This window comes from Nocardioides guangzhouensis (assembly GCF_004519545.1).
In the GTDB taxonomy this organism is placed as follows: domain Bacteria; phylum Actinomycetota; class Actinomycetes; order Propionibacteriales; family Nocardioidaceae; genus Nocardioides; species Nocardioides guangzhouensis.
The window spans coordinates 1-15,977 of sequence record NZ_SDKM01000061.1; the positions used below are offsets into that span (position 1 = coordinate 1).

17 protein-coding genes and 1 other RNA gene are annotated in these 15,977 nt (G+C 70.8%); 3 read left to right on the plus strand and 15 right to left on the minus strand.

Going from position 1 to position 15,977, the window contains the following annotated elements; all coding sequences use genetic code 11:
• Positions 1–267: 267 nt before the first annotated feature.
• From EKO23_RS23105 to smpB, 8 genes are all read right to left on the minus strand, one after another.
• The gene (locus EKO23_RS23105) at positions 268–486 is read right to left on the minus strand and encodes a hypothetical protein (RefSeq protein ID WP_167880617.1); all 219 of its coding nucleotides are present in this window, start codon (positions 484–486) and stop codon (positions 268–270) included.
• 256 nt (positions 487–742) lie between these two features.
• Positions 743–1,114: a transfer-messenger RNA gene (gene ssrA, locus EKO23_RS23110) on the minus strand.
• A gap of 57 nt (positions 1,115–1,171) precedes the next feature.
• Positions 1,172–1,864 (minus strand): hypothetical protein, encoded by a 693-nt coding sequence (locus tag EKO23_RS23115; protein WP_217702781.1) that lies wholly within the window; start codon positions 1,862–1,864, stop codon positions 1,172–1,174.
• Positions 1,865–1,946: 82 nt separating this feature from the next.
• Positions 1,947–2,366 (minus strand): universal stress protein, encoded by a 420-nt coding sequence (locus EKO23_RS23120; RefSeq protein WP_134720845.1) that lies wholly within the window; start codon positions 2,364–2,366, stop codon positions 1,947–1,949.
• Positions 2,363–3,853: an APC family permease gene (locus EKO23_RS23125; RefSeq protein ID WP_134720846.1), complete on the minus strand. Its 1,491-nt coding sequence runs from the start codon at positions 3,851–3,853 to the stop codon at positions 2,363–2,365. The genes EKO23_RS23120 and EKO23_RS23125 overlap by 4 nt, the downstream gene beginning before the upstream one ends.
• Positions 3,854–3,960: 107 nt before the next feature.
• Complete coding sequence (locus EKO23_RS23130; RefSeq protein ID WP_134720847.1) at positions 3,961–4,809, minus strand: S1 family peptidase; 849 nt, start codon at positions 4,807–4,809, stop codon at positions 3,961–3,963.
• A gap of 71 nt (positions 4,810–4,880) precedes the next feature.
• Positions 4,881–5,753 carry an amidohydrolase family protein gene (locus EKO23_RS23135; RefSeq protein ID WP_134720848.1) on the minus strand — a complete coding sequence of 291 codons (873 nt, stop codon included), beginning with the start codon at positions 5,751–5,753 and terminating at the stop codon, positions 4,881–4,883.
• A gap of 1 nt (position 5,754) precedes the next feature.
• Entirely contained in the window at positions 5,755–6,231 is a 477-nt protein-coding gene (gene smpB / locus EKO23_RS23140) for an SsrA-binding protein SmpB (RefSeq protein WP_134720849.1), read from the minus strand.
• Between the two features lie 187 nt (positions 6,232–6,418).
• Here smpB and srmL point away from each other — a divergent pair, with 187 nt between their 5' ends.
• Positions 6,419–7,537 (plus strand): PheS-related mystery ligase SrmL, encoded by a 1,119-nt coding sequence (srmL, locus tag EKO23_RS23145; RefSeq protein ID WP_134720850.1) that lies wholly within the window; start codon positions 6,419–6,421, stop codon positions 7,535–7,537.
• 189 nt (positions 7,538–7,726) lie between these two features.
• Here srmL and EKO23_RS23150 read toward each other — a convergent pair whose 3' ends face one another.
• From EKO23_RS23150 to ftsE, 3 genes are read right to left on the minus strand one after another with little or no spacing between them, the layout of a single operon-like run.
• Positions 7,727–8,998 (minus strand): M23 family metallopeptidase, encoded by a 1,272-nt coding sequence (locus tag EKO23_RS23150; protein ID WP_134720851.1) that lies wholly within the window; start codon positions 8,996–8,998, stop codon positions 7,727–7,729.
• 51 nt (positions 8,999–9,049) lie between these two features.
• A complete protein-coding gene (gene ftsX, locus EKO23_RS23155; RefSeq protein ID WP_134720852.1) occupies positions 9,050–9,958 on the minus strand; it encodes a permease-like cell division protein FtsX in 909 nt (302 codons plus the stop codon).
• 33 nt (positions 9,959–9,991) lie between these two features.
• Positions 9,992–10,681 (minus strand): cell division ATP-binding protein FtsE, encoded by a 690-nt coding sequence (gene ftsE / locus EKO23_RS23160; RefSeq protein WP_134720853.1) that lies wholly within the window; start codon positions 10,679–10,681, stop codon positions 9,992–9,994.
• Between the two features lie 131 nt (positions 10,682–10,812).
• On the opposite strand from ftsE, the gene EKO23_RS23165 reads away from it, so the two are divergent.
• Positions 10,813–11,469 carry a hypothetical protein gene (locus EKO23_RS23165; RefSeq protein ID WP_134720854.1) on the plus strand — a complete coding sequence of 219 codons (657 nt, stop codon included), beginning with the start codon at positions 10,813–10,815 and terminating at the stop codon, positions 11,467–11,469.
• Positions 11,470–11,535: 66 nt separating this feature from the next.
• On the opposite strand, the gene prfB is transcribed toward EKO23_RS23165, so the two are convergent.
• The 3 genes from prfB to EKO23_RS23180 form a co-directional block, all read right to left on the minus strand.
• Positions 11,536–12,654, minus strand: a complete 1,119-nt coding sequence (prfB, locus tag EKO23_RS23170) for a peptide chain release factor 2 (protein ID WP_134720855.1) — start codon at positions 12,652–12,654, stop codon at positions 11,536–11,538.
• A 59-nt stretch (positions 12,655–12,713) separates the two neighbouring features.
• The gene (locus tag EKO23_RS23175; protein ID WP_167880618.1) at positions 12,714–13,172 is read right to left on the minus strand and encodes a CAP domain-containing protein; all 459 of its coding nucleotides are present in this window, start codon (positions 13,170–13,172) and stop codon (positions 12,714–12,716) included.
• 210 nt (positions 13,173–13,382) lie between these two features.
• Positions 13,383–14,183: a hypothetical protein gene (locus EKO23_RS23180; protein WP_134720857.1), complete on the minus strand. Its 801-nt coding sequence runs from the start codon at positions 14,181–14,183 to the stop codon at positions 13,383–13,385.
• Between the two features lie 258 nt (positions 14,184–14,441).
• On the opposite strand from EKO23_RS23180, the gene EKO23_RS23185 reads away from it, so the two are divergent.
• The gene (locus EKO23_RS23185) at positions 14,442–15,194 is read left to right on the plus strand and encodes a response regulator transcription factor (RefSeq protein ID WP_134720858.1); all 753 of its coding nucleotides are present in this window, start codon (positions 14,442–14,444) and stop codon (positions 15,192–15,194) included.
• 30 nt (positions 15,195–15,224) lie between these two features.
• Here the strand turns inward: EKO23_RS23185 and EKO23_RS23190 are convergent, their stop codons facing one another.
• On the minus strand, positions 15,225–15,869 hold the full coding sequence (locus EKO23_RS23190; protein ID WP_134720859.1) for a hypothetical protein: 645 nt from the start codon (positions 15,867–15,869) through the stop codon (positions 15,225–15,227).
• Positions 15,870–15,977: the final 108 nt, after the last annotated feature.

The following is a 15,977-nucleotide window of genomic DNA, read 5'->3' on the forward strand; positions in this document are numbered from 1 at the left end:
CTCAGGGCCAGGATGACGAGCAGGGCCACGAATGTTCCGGGCTCGTTGACGAGCGTGGTCACCGTAAACGGCACCACCGTCAGGGTGCCGCTTCCTCCCACGGAAGCACTGTCCCGGGCCATGTCACTCCGCCGCGATCTCCCTAGCCCCGCGGACGAAAAGCGGGTGCGCCACGGGGATCGTCCCGATGCGCGACGAATGCAGAGCAACCTGCCATGTGTGAAGGTTCCGGCCAGCCGTAATGATCGCGTGGAGGGCAGCCTCGGCTCACAACCCCCGTGGCGTCCGTTCATCGCTGCCAATCGAATGTGCCTGGATGACCGGCTGGTAGAAGACCAGACCCTTCTCCCACGCAGCCTCTGCATCCTGTGCCCAAGCCGTGTAATAAGCCTGCTCCTCCTTGGCCTGTTCCTGCTTGTGCTCGGCCAACTCTTGCTCGAGCTGAGCCTGCACTTCCCGAGCCCTGCGAGGATCGATGACGACCACTGTCGCGGAGGTTCTGCAACGGGCGCTGACCGAGCGACGACTCAGGCGGGGTGTGGTTGGCGGATGTGCCGCGTGTTGGTGCACCCAGGAAGCGAGGGATCGGAGTCGCAAGGAGAGTCCCGGACGTCTCGCGCAGAAGCCCCCTGACCGGGGTCGGTCAGGGGGCTTCTGTTCAAGAAGGGCTCGCGAGCGGTCGAGGCGCGATGGCCTCTTCTTTCGCGAACTGGGGTGCCGCACTTTCGCGGACACCCCGTCGTCGTGGAGCTGGCGGGAATCGAACCCGCGTCCTCGAGCGCCGATCCAGGTCTTCTCCGGGTGCAGTCCGTGCTGTCGCTTTTCTCGGCCCCGGCGCTCCCACGAACAGGTCGCCGACGGGCCCAGTCAGGGAAAAGTCCCGGTCACCCCTCCTGACAGGGAGTGACCAGCAAGTCCTCTAGATGAGGCCTGGGTTCGGGACGAGGACGGATGCCCGGTCAGACCCTTCGATCACCGCAATCAGGCGGCGAGAGCGAAGTCAGTGCGCTTAGCGTTGGCACTTATGGTTTCCAGCGAACGTTAACGAGATGACGCTGGCTTCTCGACCCGCTTCCCCTGGAACTAACGTCCCAAGTCGAAACCGATCAGCCCCTCTTGAGTTGTCACGGCCTCGCGGCCACCTGACGGTGGCCCCTCGACCGCCGCCAGTCTAACCAACAACATCAACAGGGGCCTTCGCAATTCCCGTCACCGCCGGCAGGAAGCGACCGGTCACCACGCCGAGCAGGGCGCCGGCGGACGCGCCGGTCACCAGCGCCACCCCGAGTACGGCGTCCAGGCGCCACCCCGCGTCGGGCAGGGTCGCGCCGGCGAAGATCACCGCCATCGCACCGGGCCAGGCGGCGGCGTTGGCCGTGGTCCAGCGCCAGGGGTGCGGGGCCGCGCCCCGCAGCGCCCAGGACTGGGCGACCCCGAGCACGGCGCCCATGACCAGGCCCAGCCCGGCCGCTCCGAGCAGGACCAGCAGCAGCGGCGGGGTGGCCCCTTCGTCGTCACCGGACAGCACCGCCGGCGCCGAGGCCGCGGCCCAGCCGAGCCCGGCGACCAGCACCGTGGCGGCGACGTACCGCCCCCTGCGCAGCCTCGGCAGGACCCGCCGCAGCAGGACGCCCTGGGCGGTGCCCAGCGCGGTGCCCTCGACCAGCCCGCCGGCGACGACCAGCGCCAGACCGGCGGCCGGAGGAACGTGGGTGCCCACCCGGGAGGCGAGCGCGGCCGCCGTCATGCCCACCGCCTCGGCGGCCGCACACGCGGCCACCCACCGGCTCGGTACCCCGAGGATCGCCGGGGGAAGGGCGATCCGGTGCGGGTGCGGCTGCGAGTGCGCGGGCACGGTGCTCACGACAGCGATTGCACCGCCCGAGCCACGGTTCGGTCAGAGGCGATGGTCCCGGTCCAGACGGCCGCCCGACCGGGTCAGCGCCTCACTCGGGCGGCGGGACGCACAGCACCGGGAAGCGCGACAGGTGCAGCAGCTTGTGCGGGGTCGAGCCGAGGATCGCGCCGCGCAGCGGGCTCTCGCCGTACGTCCCGACCACGATCACCGTCGCGGCGTGCCGCTCGGCCACCTCCAGCAGCGCCTCCGCCGGCTTGGCCGACACCAGCTCCACCTCGGTGCGTACGTCGCGACCCGCCGCCTCCTCGACCGCATGGCCGACCGCGGTCCGCCCGATCTCCTCGAGCGCCTCCCGGTGGGAGCGGAACTCCTCCCCCAGCGACGCACCCGGCGGCGAGGTCGCGTAGACCAGCACCAGCGGTACGTCGTAGCGCGCGGCCAGCTCGATCGCCACCGCCAGCGCATGCCGGGCGCCCGGCGACTCGTCGTACCCGAGGACCACGCTCATGGCTGCTCCCGGCTCGCGACCGTCGGCCGCTCGGACCAGTAGCGCGCGTCGATCGCACGCCACACGAACATCAGCACAACCCCGGCCACCGAGATCCCGATCCCGATCACCAGCGGCGGACCCATCCCGAACCACGACTGGCCGCTGTAGGAGTTCGCCGGGTCGGACATGTCGATCACGGACTCGACCAGCAGCCAGACCAGCATCACGGCACCGACCACCGGGCCGACGCCGATCAGCAGCAGGTTCTTGACGCTGCCCAGCAGGTGGTGCCTGAAGTAGATGGCGCAGGCCACCCCGGTGAGCGCGTAGTAGAACGCGATCAGCAGCGACAGGGCGGTGAGCGAGTCGAAGAGCGCGTTCTCGCTGAGCACCGACAGCACGAGGTACCAGACGATGGCGATCCCGGCGACCCACCACGTGGACACGTCCGGGGTGCGGAACCGGTGGTGGATGTGACCGAAGGTGCTCGGCAGCGCGTGCCGCCGGGCCATGGACAGGCCGGTCCGCGACGCCGGGATGATCGTGGTCTGGGTGGAGGCGACCGCGGAGGTCGCGACCGCCAGCAGCACCACCCAGTCCCAGCCGCCCATCACCTCGGTGGAGAGCAGGGCGAAGATAAACTCCTCCTCGTCGCTGTTGTCGGCGAGGAACGCGGTGCCGGAGTACGCGACGACGGCGAAGGCCACCGAGACGTACGTGCCGAGCAGGATCACCGTGGACAGGACCGCGGCCTTGCCGGGCGCGCTCGCGGAGTCCTCGGTCTCCTCGGTGAGATTCACGGAGGACTCCCAGCCCCAGTACGCGAAGACGCCGAGCAGCAGGCCCGAGGTGAGGGCCGCTCCGCCCTCGCCGAACGGGTTCAGCCAGGAGAGCTCCGGGGAGATCGAGTCGAGGGTCGAGGTGTCGTTCGCGACCTTGACCAGGGCGGCGACCGCGAACACGACCAGGGCCAGCACCTGGAGCACGATCAGCGCGTCCTGGAGGTGCGCGGACGGCTCGGTGCCGAAGACGCAGATCGCGGTCATCACCAGGATCAGCAGCACCGCGAGCAGCCGCACCGCCCAGGTGTTCTCCGCGAGCGAGTCGGCGCCGATGGTGAGCAGCCCGAAGCGGACGCCGACATCGGCCAGCGACCCGATCACCAGCACCCCGGTCATGGTGATCGCCCAGCCGCCGAGCCAGCCGAACCACGGCCCCATGGCCCGGGTCACCCACGAGAACGTGGTGCCGCAGTCCTGGTCGACCGAGTTGAGGTAGTAGAACGCCGACGCGATCAGCAGCATCGGTACGAAGCTGGCCAGCAGCACCCCGGGCGCATAGACGCCGACCAGCAGCACGATCGGGGCGATCACGGCCGCCAGGGAGTACGCCGGGCTGGTGGCGGCCAGGCCGATCACCAGCGCGGACCAGAACCCGATCGCTCCTGCCTTGAGCCCGACCTCGCCTCCCGAGGTCTCCCCCGACGTCTCCTCCGCCTGTGCCACGGCTCCCTCCCCACGGTCGTCGCCCGACCATTGGACCGCGGACCGCCTCGGCTGTCACGTGGTGCGGCCCCCGGCATGGACCGGGGGCCGCACTGTGTGAATGGCTGTCAGCGAACGCCGAAGGTGGCCAGCCAGTCGCGCGCCACGGTGATGTCGACCCGCTGGTAGCCGTCGAGGTACCGGCAGTTCGACGTGTACCCGTAGCTGGTCACGCCGACGATCTGGTCGCCCAGGAACAGCGGCCCGCCGGAGTCACCGAAGCAGGTGCCCCCGGTGCCGAACGGGTCCTTGTCGTTGCCGTTGGTCTGGATGATCTGCGGGGTGACCTTCTGGCCCGGCATGTCGACGTACCGCCGGATCAGCGGGTAGCTCATCGGGGTCGGCTTCTGCGGGCCGGAGTCGGGCTTGCGGACCTCCGTGCCGTAGCCGACGGCGGTGAACAGGGTCTGGCGCAGCTGCGAGGTCGGGATCGCGTCCAGCGTGCCGACCGGCGCCAGCGTGGCCGGCTTGATGCCGGCGACCGGCTGGTCGAGCACGATCACGCCCACGTCGTTCCAGTTCTTCAGGTCGGTGAAGTTGGAGTACTGCGGGTGCGTGGACGCCGTGCCGGACAGGTAGCCGGCGGCCGCGATCTCCTCTGCGGTGTAGCCCTTGCTCGGGTCGGCGGCCACCGGGAACGGCGACGGCGGGTTCTCGGCGATCACCGAGTCGAAGGTCACCAGCGTCTTGCCGAGCGTGCCGTCGGTGCAGTGCGCCGCGGTGAGCAGGACGGTCGGGGTGACCAGGGTGGCCGAGCAGCGGAACCGCCCGGTCGCGTCGTAGAACAGGATGAGTCCGACGTTGGGGTGCTTGTTCCCGTCGGGGGTGCCGCCGGTGCTCGCCTGTGCGGCGGGCGCCGTGGTCAGGCCGACCGCGACGAGCATCGCGATCAGCAGGGCCAGGACACGAGCTCTCATGGAGTCTCCTCGGGCTGGAGTGGTCTGGACGCCAGTCAGTCGACCACGCAGATCGTCCGGTGGGAAAGACCCTAGGGGGTGGATTCGTCCGGAAATGGCCCGAACAGGCGGACGCCGTTGCCCCAGCACACCGCCTGCAGCCACGCGTCGCCGAGGTCGAGCCGCTCCAGCGCCTCGAGCTGGTGGGCGTAGGGGTAGGGGATGTTGGGGAAGTCGGACCCGAGCAGCACCTTGTCGCGCAGGTCGGCCAGCCGGGGCAGCAGCTCCGGCGGGAAGACACCGCCCATCTCGGAGAAGAAGTCGGTGAACGCCATCGTGGTGTCGAGCCGGACCTCGGCGTGCTCCTCGGCGAGCGCCAGGAACGCGGCGTACTCCGGGGCGCCCAGGTGTGCGATCACCAGCCGCAGCCGCGGGTGCCGGCGCAGCAGCGCGGCGACCGGCTCCGGGCCGGTGTGCTCGGTCGGCACCGGCCCCGACCCGGCGTGCAGGACCACCGGCACACCGGCGTCCTCGACCAGCCCCCACGCCTCGTCGAGCAGCGGGTCGGTGACGTGGAACCCCCCGACCTGCACGTGGATCTTGAACAGCTCGGTGCCTGCGTCGATCCGCTTCCCGACATACGCCGCGACGTCGGGCTCCGGGTAGAACGTGGCGCACCGCAGCGCCTCGGGCACCCGGTCGGCGAGCTCCGCGGTCCAGTCGTTGAGGAACTCGGCCATGCCGGGCCGGTGGGCGTAGGCCAGCGCCGAGAACCGTCGTACGCCGAGGGCGCGCAGCGTCGCGACCAGGTCCTCGTCGGGTCCGCGGTAGTGGAGCGGCCACGGTCGACCGATCAGCGGCCCGGCGGTGTCGAACTGGCGCCGCACCTTGGCCGCGACCCTCGGTGGGAGGAAGTGGGTGTGGACGTCGAACAGCCCGGGGATGCCCAGGCGGTCGACGAGCACGTCAGTCCATGCCCTTGAGCCGACGGCCGAGGGCCTGCTCCTTCTCCCGGTTCGCCTGCCGCTCCGCGATCGCGTGCCGCTTGTCCCACGACTTCTTGCCCTTGGCCAGCGCGATCTCGACCTTGGCCCGCCCGTCCTTGAAGTACAGCGAGAGCGGCACGATCGTGTACCCCTTGTCGCCGACCTTGCGCTCGAGCTTGTCGATCTCGGAGCGGTTGAGCAGCAGCTTGCGCTTGCGGCGGGCGGCGTGGTTGGTCCAGGTGCCCTGGGTGTACTCCGGGATGTGCACGGCGTGCAGCCACACCTCGTGGTCGTCGATCTCGACGAAGCCGTCGGCCAGGGACGCGCGTCCGGCCCGCAACGACTTCACCTCGGTCCCCATGAGGACCATGCCGGCCTCGTAGGTGTCCTCGATGTGGTAGTCGTGGCGCGCCTTCTTGTTCTGGGCGACGACCTTGCGCCCCTTCTCCCTGGCCATGCCGGGAATTCTCTCAGGCCCGTGCAATCGGTTTGCGGCTACCATCGGTGACATGACCACGCAGCGATTTCTGCGCCCCCGGCCGGGACACGGCCCGGGGCCCGCCTGCGTGCGCTAGCGGTTCCCTGCCTGTCGTCCGGCCGGGGGTGTCCGACCACCCACCCTCAGGCACGTCAGGAGATCCGCCATGTCCGTCACCTACCTCTCCCCGCACGACCTGCACCACGCCCTGTCGCTCCGCGACCTCAGTGATCCCGCGACCGGGCCGCACGCCATCCAGGTGCTGCTCGACGACGTCGTCACCGCGCTCACCGGGCGCTGGGGCAGCACGCTCGACCTGGTCCGCACCCCGCCGCTGGTGTCGGTGCGCGACAACTACGACCGGCTCGGCTACCGCGCCGAGGACGTCACCCGGGAGGTCCGCTACTCCCGCTACGCCAGTCCGACCACGATGCTGCGCAGCCACACCAGCGCCGACGTGCCCCACGCGCTCGAGCAGTACGCCGGCCGCCGGGACCGGGTCGACGCGCTGATCGCGGTGCCCGGGCTGGTCTACCGGCGCGACGTGGTCGATCGCACCCATGTCGGCGAGCCGCACCAGGTCGACCTGTGGCGGCTGCGGTCGTGCCCCGGCACGACCGAGGCCGACCTGGTGGAGCTGGTGTCGACGGCCGTGGAGACCGTGCTCCCCGGCGCCGAGTGGCGCACCACCCGGGCTGTCCACCCGTACACCACCGCCGGGCGCCAGGTCGACGTGCGCCACGACGGGGAGTGGCTGGAGCTGGCCGAGTGCGGGCTCATCCACCCGCGGGTGCTGCTGCGGTCCGGGCTGGACCCGGCTCGCTGGTCCGGGCTCGCGCTGGGCATGGGGCTGGAGCGGGCACTGATGCTGCGCAAGGGCGTCCCCGACATCCGCTACCTGCGGTCGGCCGAGGAGCGGATCGCCGCCCAGATGACGGACCTCGCGCCGTGGCGGCCGGTCTCGCTGCTGCCGCCGGTCCGGCGGGACCTGTCGGTGGTGCTCGACGCGGACGTCGACGACGAGACCGTCGGAGACACCGTGCGCGGGGCGCTGGTCGAGCGGATCGACGACGTCGAGAGCATCGAGGTCCTCGACCGGACGCCGTACGACGACCTGCCGGGGCCGGCCCGTGACCGGCTCGGGCTGAGGCCCGGCCAGGTGAACGCGCTGGTCCGGCTCACCCTGCGGCCGCTGAAGCGCACGCTCACCGACCGCGAGGCCAACGACCTGCGGAACCGGGTCTACCTGGCCCTGCACCGCGGCCCGGTGGTCGAGCTGGCGTGATGGCGTCGCTGGTTGAGGAGCGAGCGCCAGCGAGCGTCTCGAAGCCACCGACGCGCCCACCCACACCCTGGTTTCGAGACGGGCGCAGAGCGCCCTCCTCAACCAGCGGCGGCGGTCAGAACCACTTCACCGGGTCGACGGTGTGGCCGTTGACCAGCACCGTGAAGTGCAGGTGGCAGCCGNCGGCGGTCAGAACCACTTCACCGGGTCGACGGTGTGGCCGTTGACCAGCACCGTGAAGTGCAGGTGGCAGCCGGTCGACCAGCCGGTGGTGCCCATGTAGCCGATCACCTGGCCACGCCGGACCCGCTGGCCGACGCCGACGACGTAGCTCGACGCGTGGTTGTAGATGCTGGCCAGGCCGACGCCGCGGACGAACCCGTAGTCGAGCACCAGCCGGTTGCCGTAGACGTCGGACCAGTAGCGGGACGAGACCCGGCCGTCGGCGGCCGCGACGAGCGGCTTGCCGCAGCCGCCGGCGCCGAAGTCGGTGCCGTCGTGCAGCGAGTAGTAGCCGTAGATCGGGTGCACCCGGTAGCCGTAGGGCGAGGTGATGTAGCCGCCCTGGACCGGGTAGCTGAGGAAGCCGCCCGACGGCCCCGGCCTGCTGCCCTTGTGCTGGGCCGCGAGGCGCAGCGCCCGCGCCCGCAGCTTGGCGGCGATCGCGTTCTCCTGCTTCTCCAGCCGGGCCAGGTGGCGGGCGTCGCGGGCCTTGATCCTCGCCGCGCGCTGCGCCACCACCGACCGCTGGTCGACCAGCTTCCGCACCGACGCGCGCTGCTCGACCGCCTGCTGCTCGAGCTGCTGCATGAGCGCGAGGTTGTCGGCGGCCTCCTGGCGGCGTACGGCGACCGCGTCCTTCTTCTTCTTGACGTTGCCCTGGTGGACCTTGAGCAGCACCTTGGCCGCGGTCAGCTCGTCGAGCTGGCTGTTCTCCTCCGACATGACCGTGTCGGTCACGTCGGTCGACATGGTGATGTCGGACAGGTCGTCCGCGCCGAGGACGCCGGCCAGCGACATCAGCCGCGGGTCGCCCATCTCGTAGACGTCGGCCGCCATCTGGCCGACCTCGTCCTTCTTGACCTGCACGTCCTGCTTGCCCTGCTCGAAGGCGGCCCGGGCGGCGGTGAGGTCGGCGATCGCCTCCTCGAGCGCGGTCTGCATCTGCTGGTCGCGTACCTGCGCCCGGCCCAGCCGGACCCGGGTCGTGGCCAGCTCGTTCCGGGCCGCGGTCAGCTGGCTCCGCGCGCTGCGCAGCCTGATCAGCGCGCTGCGCAGCCCGGCGCTCGACTCGTCGAGGTCACCGTGCGCGCGACTGATCTGCTTCTTGACCTGCTTCTGCTTGTGCTTCAGGTCGTCCTCGGCGTGCGCCAGCGGGCTGGCGACCGCGACGACGGCCAGCATGAGGGCGGAGACCAGTGCCGCGAGCAGGCGGCGGTCGCTGGGGAAGGAGCGAACCACGGGGAAGCCTTCGTTCGGGGAAGTGAACGCCTCGACGCTAACCGACGAGGATCAGACTTTGAGGTATTTGCGCGTCAGCACGAGTGTCGGGATCAAGGTGAGCAGCGGGCCGAGGACCGCGACCCACAGCGCGGCGTTGAGGAACTCTGGCATCCCGATCCACGGCATGAAGTTCACCGACTGCTGGATCTTCTCGTGCACGCCGAAGTACATGAACAAGCCGAGCGCCCCGATCGCCAGCGCCACGCCGATCGCGGCGGTGACCAGGGCCTCGAGGAGGAACGGCAACGAGATGTAGAGGCTCGAGGCCCCCACCAGCCGCATGATCCCGATCTCCCGCCGTCGGGCGAACGCCGCCAGCCGGATCGTGTTGGCGACCAAGAGCAGCGCCGCGACGATCAGGAAGACCGCGATGCCGATCGCGCCGTACGTCAGCGCGTCGAGGGCGTTGTAGAGCGGCTCCAGCACGGCCCGTTGGTCGCGGACGTGCGAGACCCCGTCGAGCCCCTGGACCGCACTCTTGATGCCTTGGTACTCGTCCTTGTCCTTCAGGTCGATCCACACCGACTCGCGCATCGACTGCGGTCCGAAGCTGTCGATCCGCGAGAGGTACTCGTCGCTGAACAGCTCTTTGGCCTTGTCGTAGGCCTCCTGCTTGGACTCCATGTGGTAGCCGGCGACCTCGGGGTTGTCCTCGACGACCTTGATGATCTGGTCCTTCTGGGCCTGCGTGACCTCGCCGGTGCAGTTGGGGCTGGTCGCGGAGTCGTTGCAGAGGAAGACCGTGATCTGGAGCAGGCTGCCGAAGTGGTCCTCGGCCTTCTTGACCTGCCCGTTGAGGAGGACGCCGAGGCCGACCAGGGTCAGCGACACGAACAGCGTCAGGATCACGGCGAGGTGCATGGAGAGGTTCCGGCGCAGGCCCTGCCCGAGCTCGGAGTAGACGTAACGCAGCTGCATGAGGCGGAAAGCTCCTTGGGTGGGTCTGCCGGATCAGTTCTGGTGGCCGTAGACGCCACCGCTCTGGTCGCGGACCACGCGGCCGTCCTCGAGCTGGATGACGCGCTTGCGCATCTGGTCGACGATCCCGGCGTCGTGGGTCGCCATCAGGACCGTGGTGCCGGTGCGGTTGATCCGGTCGAGCAGCTTCATGATGCCGACCGAGGTGTTGGGGTCGAGGTTTCCGGTGGGCTCGTCGGCGATGAGGATCATCGGCCGGTTGACGAACGCCCGCGCGATCGCGACTCGCTGCTGCTCGCCACCGGAGAGCTCGTCGGGGAACCGGTCGCCCTTGCCCTCGAGGCCGACCAGCTCGAGCGTCTCGGGCACGATCTCGTCGACGTAGCTCTTGTTCTTGCCGATCACCTGCAGCGCGAAGCCGACGTTCTCCGAGACGGTCTTGTTCTGCAGCAGGCGGAAGTCCTGGAAGACGGTGCCGATCTGGCGGCGCAGCCGCGGCACCTTCCAGCTGGCCAGCCGGTTGATCTCCTTGCCGGCGACGTAGACCTTGCCCTGGGACGGGCGGTACTCCCGCAGCACCAGCCGCAGGAACGTGGACTTGCCGGAGCCCGAGGCGCCCACGAGGAAGACGAAGTCGCCCTTCTCGATGTCGACCGACACCTGTTCGAGGGCGGCGCGGGCCTGTCCCGGATAGGTCTTCGTGACCTTTTCGAAGCGAATCACTGGAGGGAGTCTAGGTGACCGGCCCAACGGGTCCCGACACCCGTATGGACACGAGGTGTCGCCAACCGGCCGGGACGCCGTCCCGGAGCCGCCGGGAGGCGTCCGGCCGGGGGTCGCCTACCCTGTTCGCCGTGTCCCTTCCCCGTCACCTCCCCCTGCCGACGCGCGCCCTGCCCTGGGCCCGCGCACTGGCGGCCGCGGCCCTGCTGCTCGCCGGTACGGCGTGCACGGGCGACGACGGCGGGGACGACGGCGCCTCGCCGCCGCACGCCGAGCCCACCCCGATCACGGACTTCGACGCCACCGGCTCCAGCCTGGCCCGGGACGAGTTCTGCGACGGGATCCCCGAGGCCTCCGTGACCGCCGCCGTGGGCGAGGTGGCGTCGACCGACCACTACGGCAACGGCGACCGGGACCGGATCACCGACGGCGTCACGGACGTGGCCCACGAGTTCAGCTGCACGTTCACCGGCGACTCCGGTGCGGTGGCCCGTGCGTGGGTGTTCGTGCCCCGGGTGACCCGCGCCCAGGCGAAGGAGTACGTCGCCGCCGCCGGGGACGCGAAAGGCTGCCGGGCCGTCGACGGGCACGGCTTCGGGACCCCGGGCACCGGCCTGGTCTGCCGGACCGGCGACGGCATCGAGGCGTCGTACCGGGGGCTGTTCACCGACACCTGGTTCGCCTGCTCGCTCACCGCGAAGGACCTCGACGAGCCGACGCTGCTCGACCAGGCCGGCCAGTGGTGCGTCGCGACCGCGGGAGCCGCCACGGTCGAGCCGTCCGGCTGACGATCAGTGCAGGATCGGCGGCACCGGGTGCCGGCGATCCTCACCGTCGCCGCGCCAGCCGGAAGCTCAGGCGTCGGCCTTGGCGTCGGCGCCGCGGCGCCAGCGGATGCCGGCCTCGAGGAAGCCGTCGATGTCGCCGTCGAAGACCGCCTGCGGGTTGCCGGTCTCGAAGCCGGTCCGCAGGTCCTTCACGATCTGGTAGGGGTTCAGCACGTAGTTCCGCATCTGGTCGCCCCAGCTCGCCTGCACGTCGCCACGCATCTCGTCGAGCTGCGCCTTCTCCTCGGCCTTCTTCAGCGCGAGCAGCTTGGCCTTGAGCACCACCATCGCGCTGGCCTTGTTCTGCAGCTGGCTCTTCTCGTTCTGGCAGCTGACCACGGTGCCGGTCGGGATGTGCGTGAGGCGCACGGCGGAGTCGGTGGTGTTGACCGACTGGCCGCCCGGACCGCCGGAGCGGTAGACGTCGACGCGGATGTCCTCGTCGGGCACCTCGATCTCGTCGGTCTGCTCGAGCACCGGGACGACCTCGACGGCCGCGAAGCTGGTCTGCCGCCGGCCCTGGTTGTCGAACGGGCTGATCCGCACCAGCCGGTGGGTGCCGGCCTCGACCGACAGCGTGCCGTAGGCGTACGGCGCGTGGATGGCGAAGGTGGCCGACTTCAGGCCGGCCTCCTCGGCGTAGGAGGTGTCGAAGACCTCGATGCCGAACTTGTTGCGCTCCGCCCAGCGGGTGTACATCCGCATCAGCATCTCGGCGAAGTCCGCGGCGTCGACGCCGCCGGCGCCGGAGCGGATCGTCACCAGCGCTTCGCGGGCGTCGTACTCGCCGGAGAGCAGGGTGCGGACCTCCAGCGCCTCGACCGCCTTGTGGATCCGGCCCAGCTCGGTCTCGGCCTCGGTCAGCGAGTCGGCGTCACGCTCCTCGGTGGCCAGCTCGACGAGCACACCGAGGTCCTCGATCCGGCCGTTCAGCCTGGCGAACCGCTCACGCTCGCCCTGGAGCGCGGAGAGGCGTCCGGTCACCCGCTGCGCGTTCTCCTGGTCGTCCCAGAGGTCCGGCGCGGCCACCTGCTGCCCGAGGTCGGCGATCTCCTTGTCCATCGCGTCGATGTCGAGCACCTGCTCGATGGTGCGCATGGTCGCCTGGAGCTGCTTGATCTCTGCGTCGAAGTCTGGTCCTGCCACGAGACGCAACGTTACGGCACCGCCGGGTGGCGGTGCTCATCGCGGAGCGGGCCGGAGGCTCAGGCCCTGCGGCCGAAGACCTGGCTGACGTACCAGCGGCCGTCGGACCCCTTCCGGGCGGCCAGGCCCATGCGGCGGTAGCGCGGCTCGAGGATGTTGGCCCGGTGGCCCGGGGAGTTCATCCAGGCGCGGACGGTGGCGCGGCCGGTGGGGTACCCGTAGGCGACGTTCTCGCCGACCATGCTCATGTGGCAGTTGCGCAGGATCGGGCCGAGGTCCTGATGGAACATCCGCCTCTGCTCGGCCATCCGGATCGCCTGGCGTCGGGCGTAGCGCTGCAGGCAGTCGCCGCGACTGAGCCGCACCCGGTCGTGGGCGACCCGGCGTTCGTTGGTGGCCTTGAAGGCAGCGTTGGCGTAGTCAGCGGCGGGGCCGGCCTGGGCCGGGGACGGTGCGAGCCCGACCAGCACGAGGACGGTGACGGCGCCGGCGAGCACGCGGACGAGGGGGTGGGTCATTGCTCTTCTCCTGTTCCCCCCGAAGTCCACGAGGCTACGACACGCCACCTCCCGACGCGCCATTTCGGTCGCGCCATGTCGGTCGTACCGCCCCGTGTCGCACCCTGTTCCGGGGAGTCGGCGCGTTCGGGAGTGGTGCGGCCGGTTCGTGGACCAACCGGAGCTGCGGACCGAGGGCGTCCGGGACACGACGCCCCCGGCCCACACGTCCTAGCGTGCCTTCCGAGCGTTGAGCCGAAGGCTGGCGGTCTCGATGGTGCGCTGGACGAGCTGCTTGTCGGTGAACCCGTCGCCCAGGTAGGCGCGGATCTCCATCGACACCCTGCCCTCGACGAACGCCAGGCCGTCGTACCCGTCGAGCTCGACGTGGCGCTTGCCGGGGGTCGTCGAGCAGTACACGACCGACCGCTCGTCGTACGACCGGGTCACGTGGTCACCGACCCGCTGCCGCGCGATGATCGCGAGCCACCCGGTCGCGGGCACGTCGCAGGTCGTCTCCAGGTCGACCCATAGCTGCCCGGAGACCTCGGTCGCCTCCAGCGTCATCGTGTGCTCGACCGACTGCGCGGCCGGCGCATAGACCGACAGCACACCCCTGGCGCCGCGAGCCCGGGCACTGAGGGCGATCCAGTACTTCTCTCCGCCGGAGAGCGACACCTCGACGCCAGCGTCCCGCCAGCGGCGTTCGTCGCAGCCGACCAGCGTCCGCCTGGAGCGCGGGCCGGAGAAGACGGCCAGCGTGCCGTCGAAGCGGCTGCCGACCGAGCTGAACCGCGCGACCTGGTCGGTCGCGGGCGTGTAGGTGTACCAGACGCTGGCAGCGCCGACGCACTCTCCGTCGCTGCGCGCCGTGGTGGCCTCCCGGGTGTTGACCCGGAAGGTCTGACCGAGCCCGGTGATCACGACCGCCGCGCCGATGGCGTCGTTCGCGGGCGGGACGGCCTGCGCGGGCACGGGCACGGTGGCGAGCCCGGCCGCGACCGCGCTCACGGCGGCGAGACGTGTCCGCATCAAGGTTCTCATCACGACCTCCAGTGATTCCGAGCTGCACGTGGAGCAGGCTGGACCGGGATGTCCCTCCCGACGACCCCGGTCCTCCCCCGAGCCCCCGATCCTGTACATCCAGTGCAGCGCGCCCCAGGCCGGCCGCACCATCCGTACATCTGCTGACAACGGCGCGTAACCCCGTCCCAAGGTGCTACAGACAGCTAGTCCCCCGTCTTGGGACGGTGGTCGAGACCGGACATCCCCATTCCTGGGAGGGGAACGATGGCGACGGTGGCGCACCGCTGGAACGAGTGGCTGGACTTCGTGGCGGGCCTCGCCGCCACGCCGTGCCCGGTCTTCCCCTACCGCGCGGTGCGGGCCCGTCTCCAGGAGTCCTTCCAGGCCCGGGCGTCCTACAACTGGAGTGACGGGCCGGACAGCTGGGAGTTCGAGTTCGAGGAGCCGATCCCGGGCTGGCCGACGGAGGAGGACACCCGGTTCTGGCTGACCGAGGGCATGGCCACGCACCCGATCTTCTGCTTCTACGCGAGCACCGGGATCCCCACGGCGATGACGATCGGCCGGGTGCCGGCCGCCCTGGTGCCCCGCCACGGGTTCGCGAAGACCCGCGAGCGAGTGGCCCGGGTCGGTCTCGAGCAGCAGCTCACGATCCCGGTGCACCTGACGCCGACCACGAGCCGGACGTTCGTCCTCGGGCAGTCGGGCGCCGACTACAGCGACGAGGACGTCGAGCTGGCCCGGCTGGTACAGCCGCTTATCGCGCTGCTGCTGCGGCAGGCGCTGCTGCTGGCCGACGCCGACTGCGTGACGGCGTACGGCCTCGGGCTGACCGGCCGGGAGCTGGCGGTGCTGCGGCTGCTCGCCGACGGCCGCACCGCCCGCGCCATCGCGCACGAGCTCCGGGTCTCCCCCCGGACCGTGCACACCCACCTCGCGCACATCTACCGCAAGCTCGGCGTCTGCGACCGCATGCGGGCCGTCCTCGTGGCCCGGGAGCTCGGGGTGCTGAACTGAAGGAGACACCGGTGACGGGCCGTGCCCGCGCTACCCCGTGACCGCGCGGCGGAGCCCGCGGAGCATCCCGCGCGACATGACGAGGTCGGCCGGGACGATGAACAGATGGGTGCCCGCGGTCAGCCACCACGGCCGGGTACGGCCCCGCCACCGGAACACCAGCCGGGCCGCACGGCCGTCGTCGACCGGACGCAGCGCGAACGACCACGACCACATCAGGCGCGCCCGGCCACGGCGCCGCCATGACAGTGGCAGGTGCGAGTCGGACTGGAGCACCAGCCGCTCACCCGGCACCACGTCCCGCACCACGAACCCGCACCCGGACTCGGGCGGGCCGTCCGGGATCCAGTCGCCGACCGCGAGCGACTGGTGGTCGGGCAGCAGGTGGTCGGCGCTCGGGTAGTTGTCGGGGAACAGCAGCAGGTCGACCCAGCGCGGGGTGTACCACCCGCCTCGGTGCCAGCCGACCTGCACCAGCCAGGGCCACACCTCCTCGGGCTTCGCGTCGATCGTCGCCGCGTGCGTGGCCTCGATGGTGGGCCGGAGGACGATCGCGTCGCCCGCCATCGGCGTACGGCGCTCGCCGCGGGTGCTGCCGTAGGTCCGGCCCAGGTGGTGCACCACCGCGAACGCGGCGGCACCGCCGAGGAGGGCGGCGACGCGACGTGGTGCCATGACCCGAGCGTCCCGCCGCCCCGGCCGCCGGGAGAGGGCCATTGGTCCCGGGTGGTCCCGGCGCTGGTCCCGCCCCCCGCCGAGTCGGCACATCTTGTGCCGGGTCAC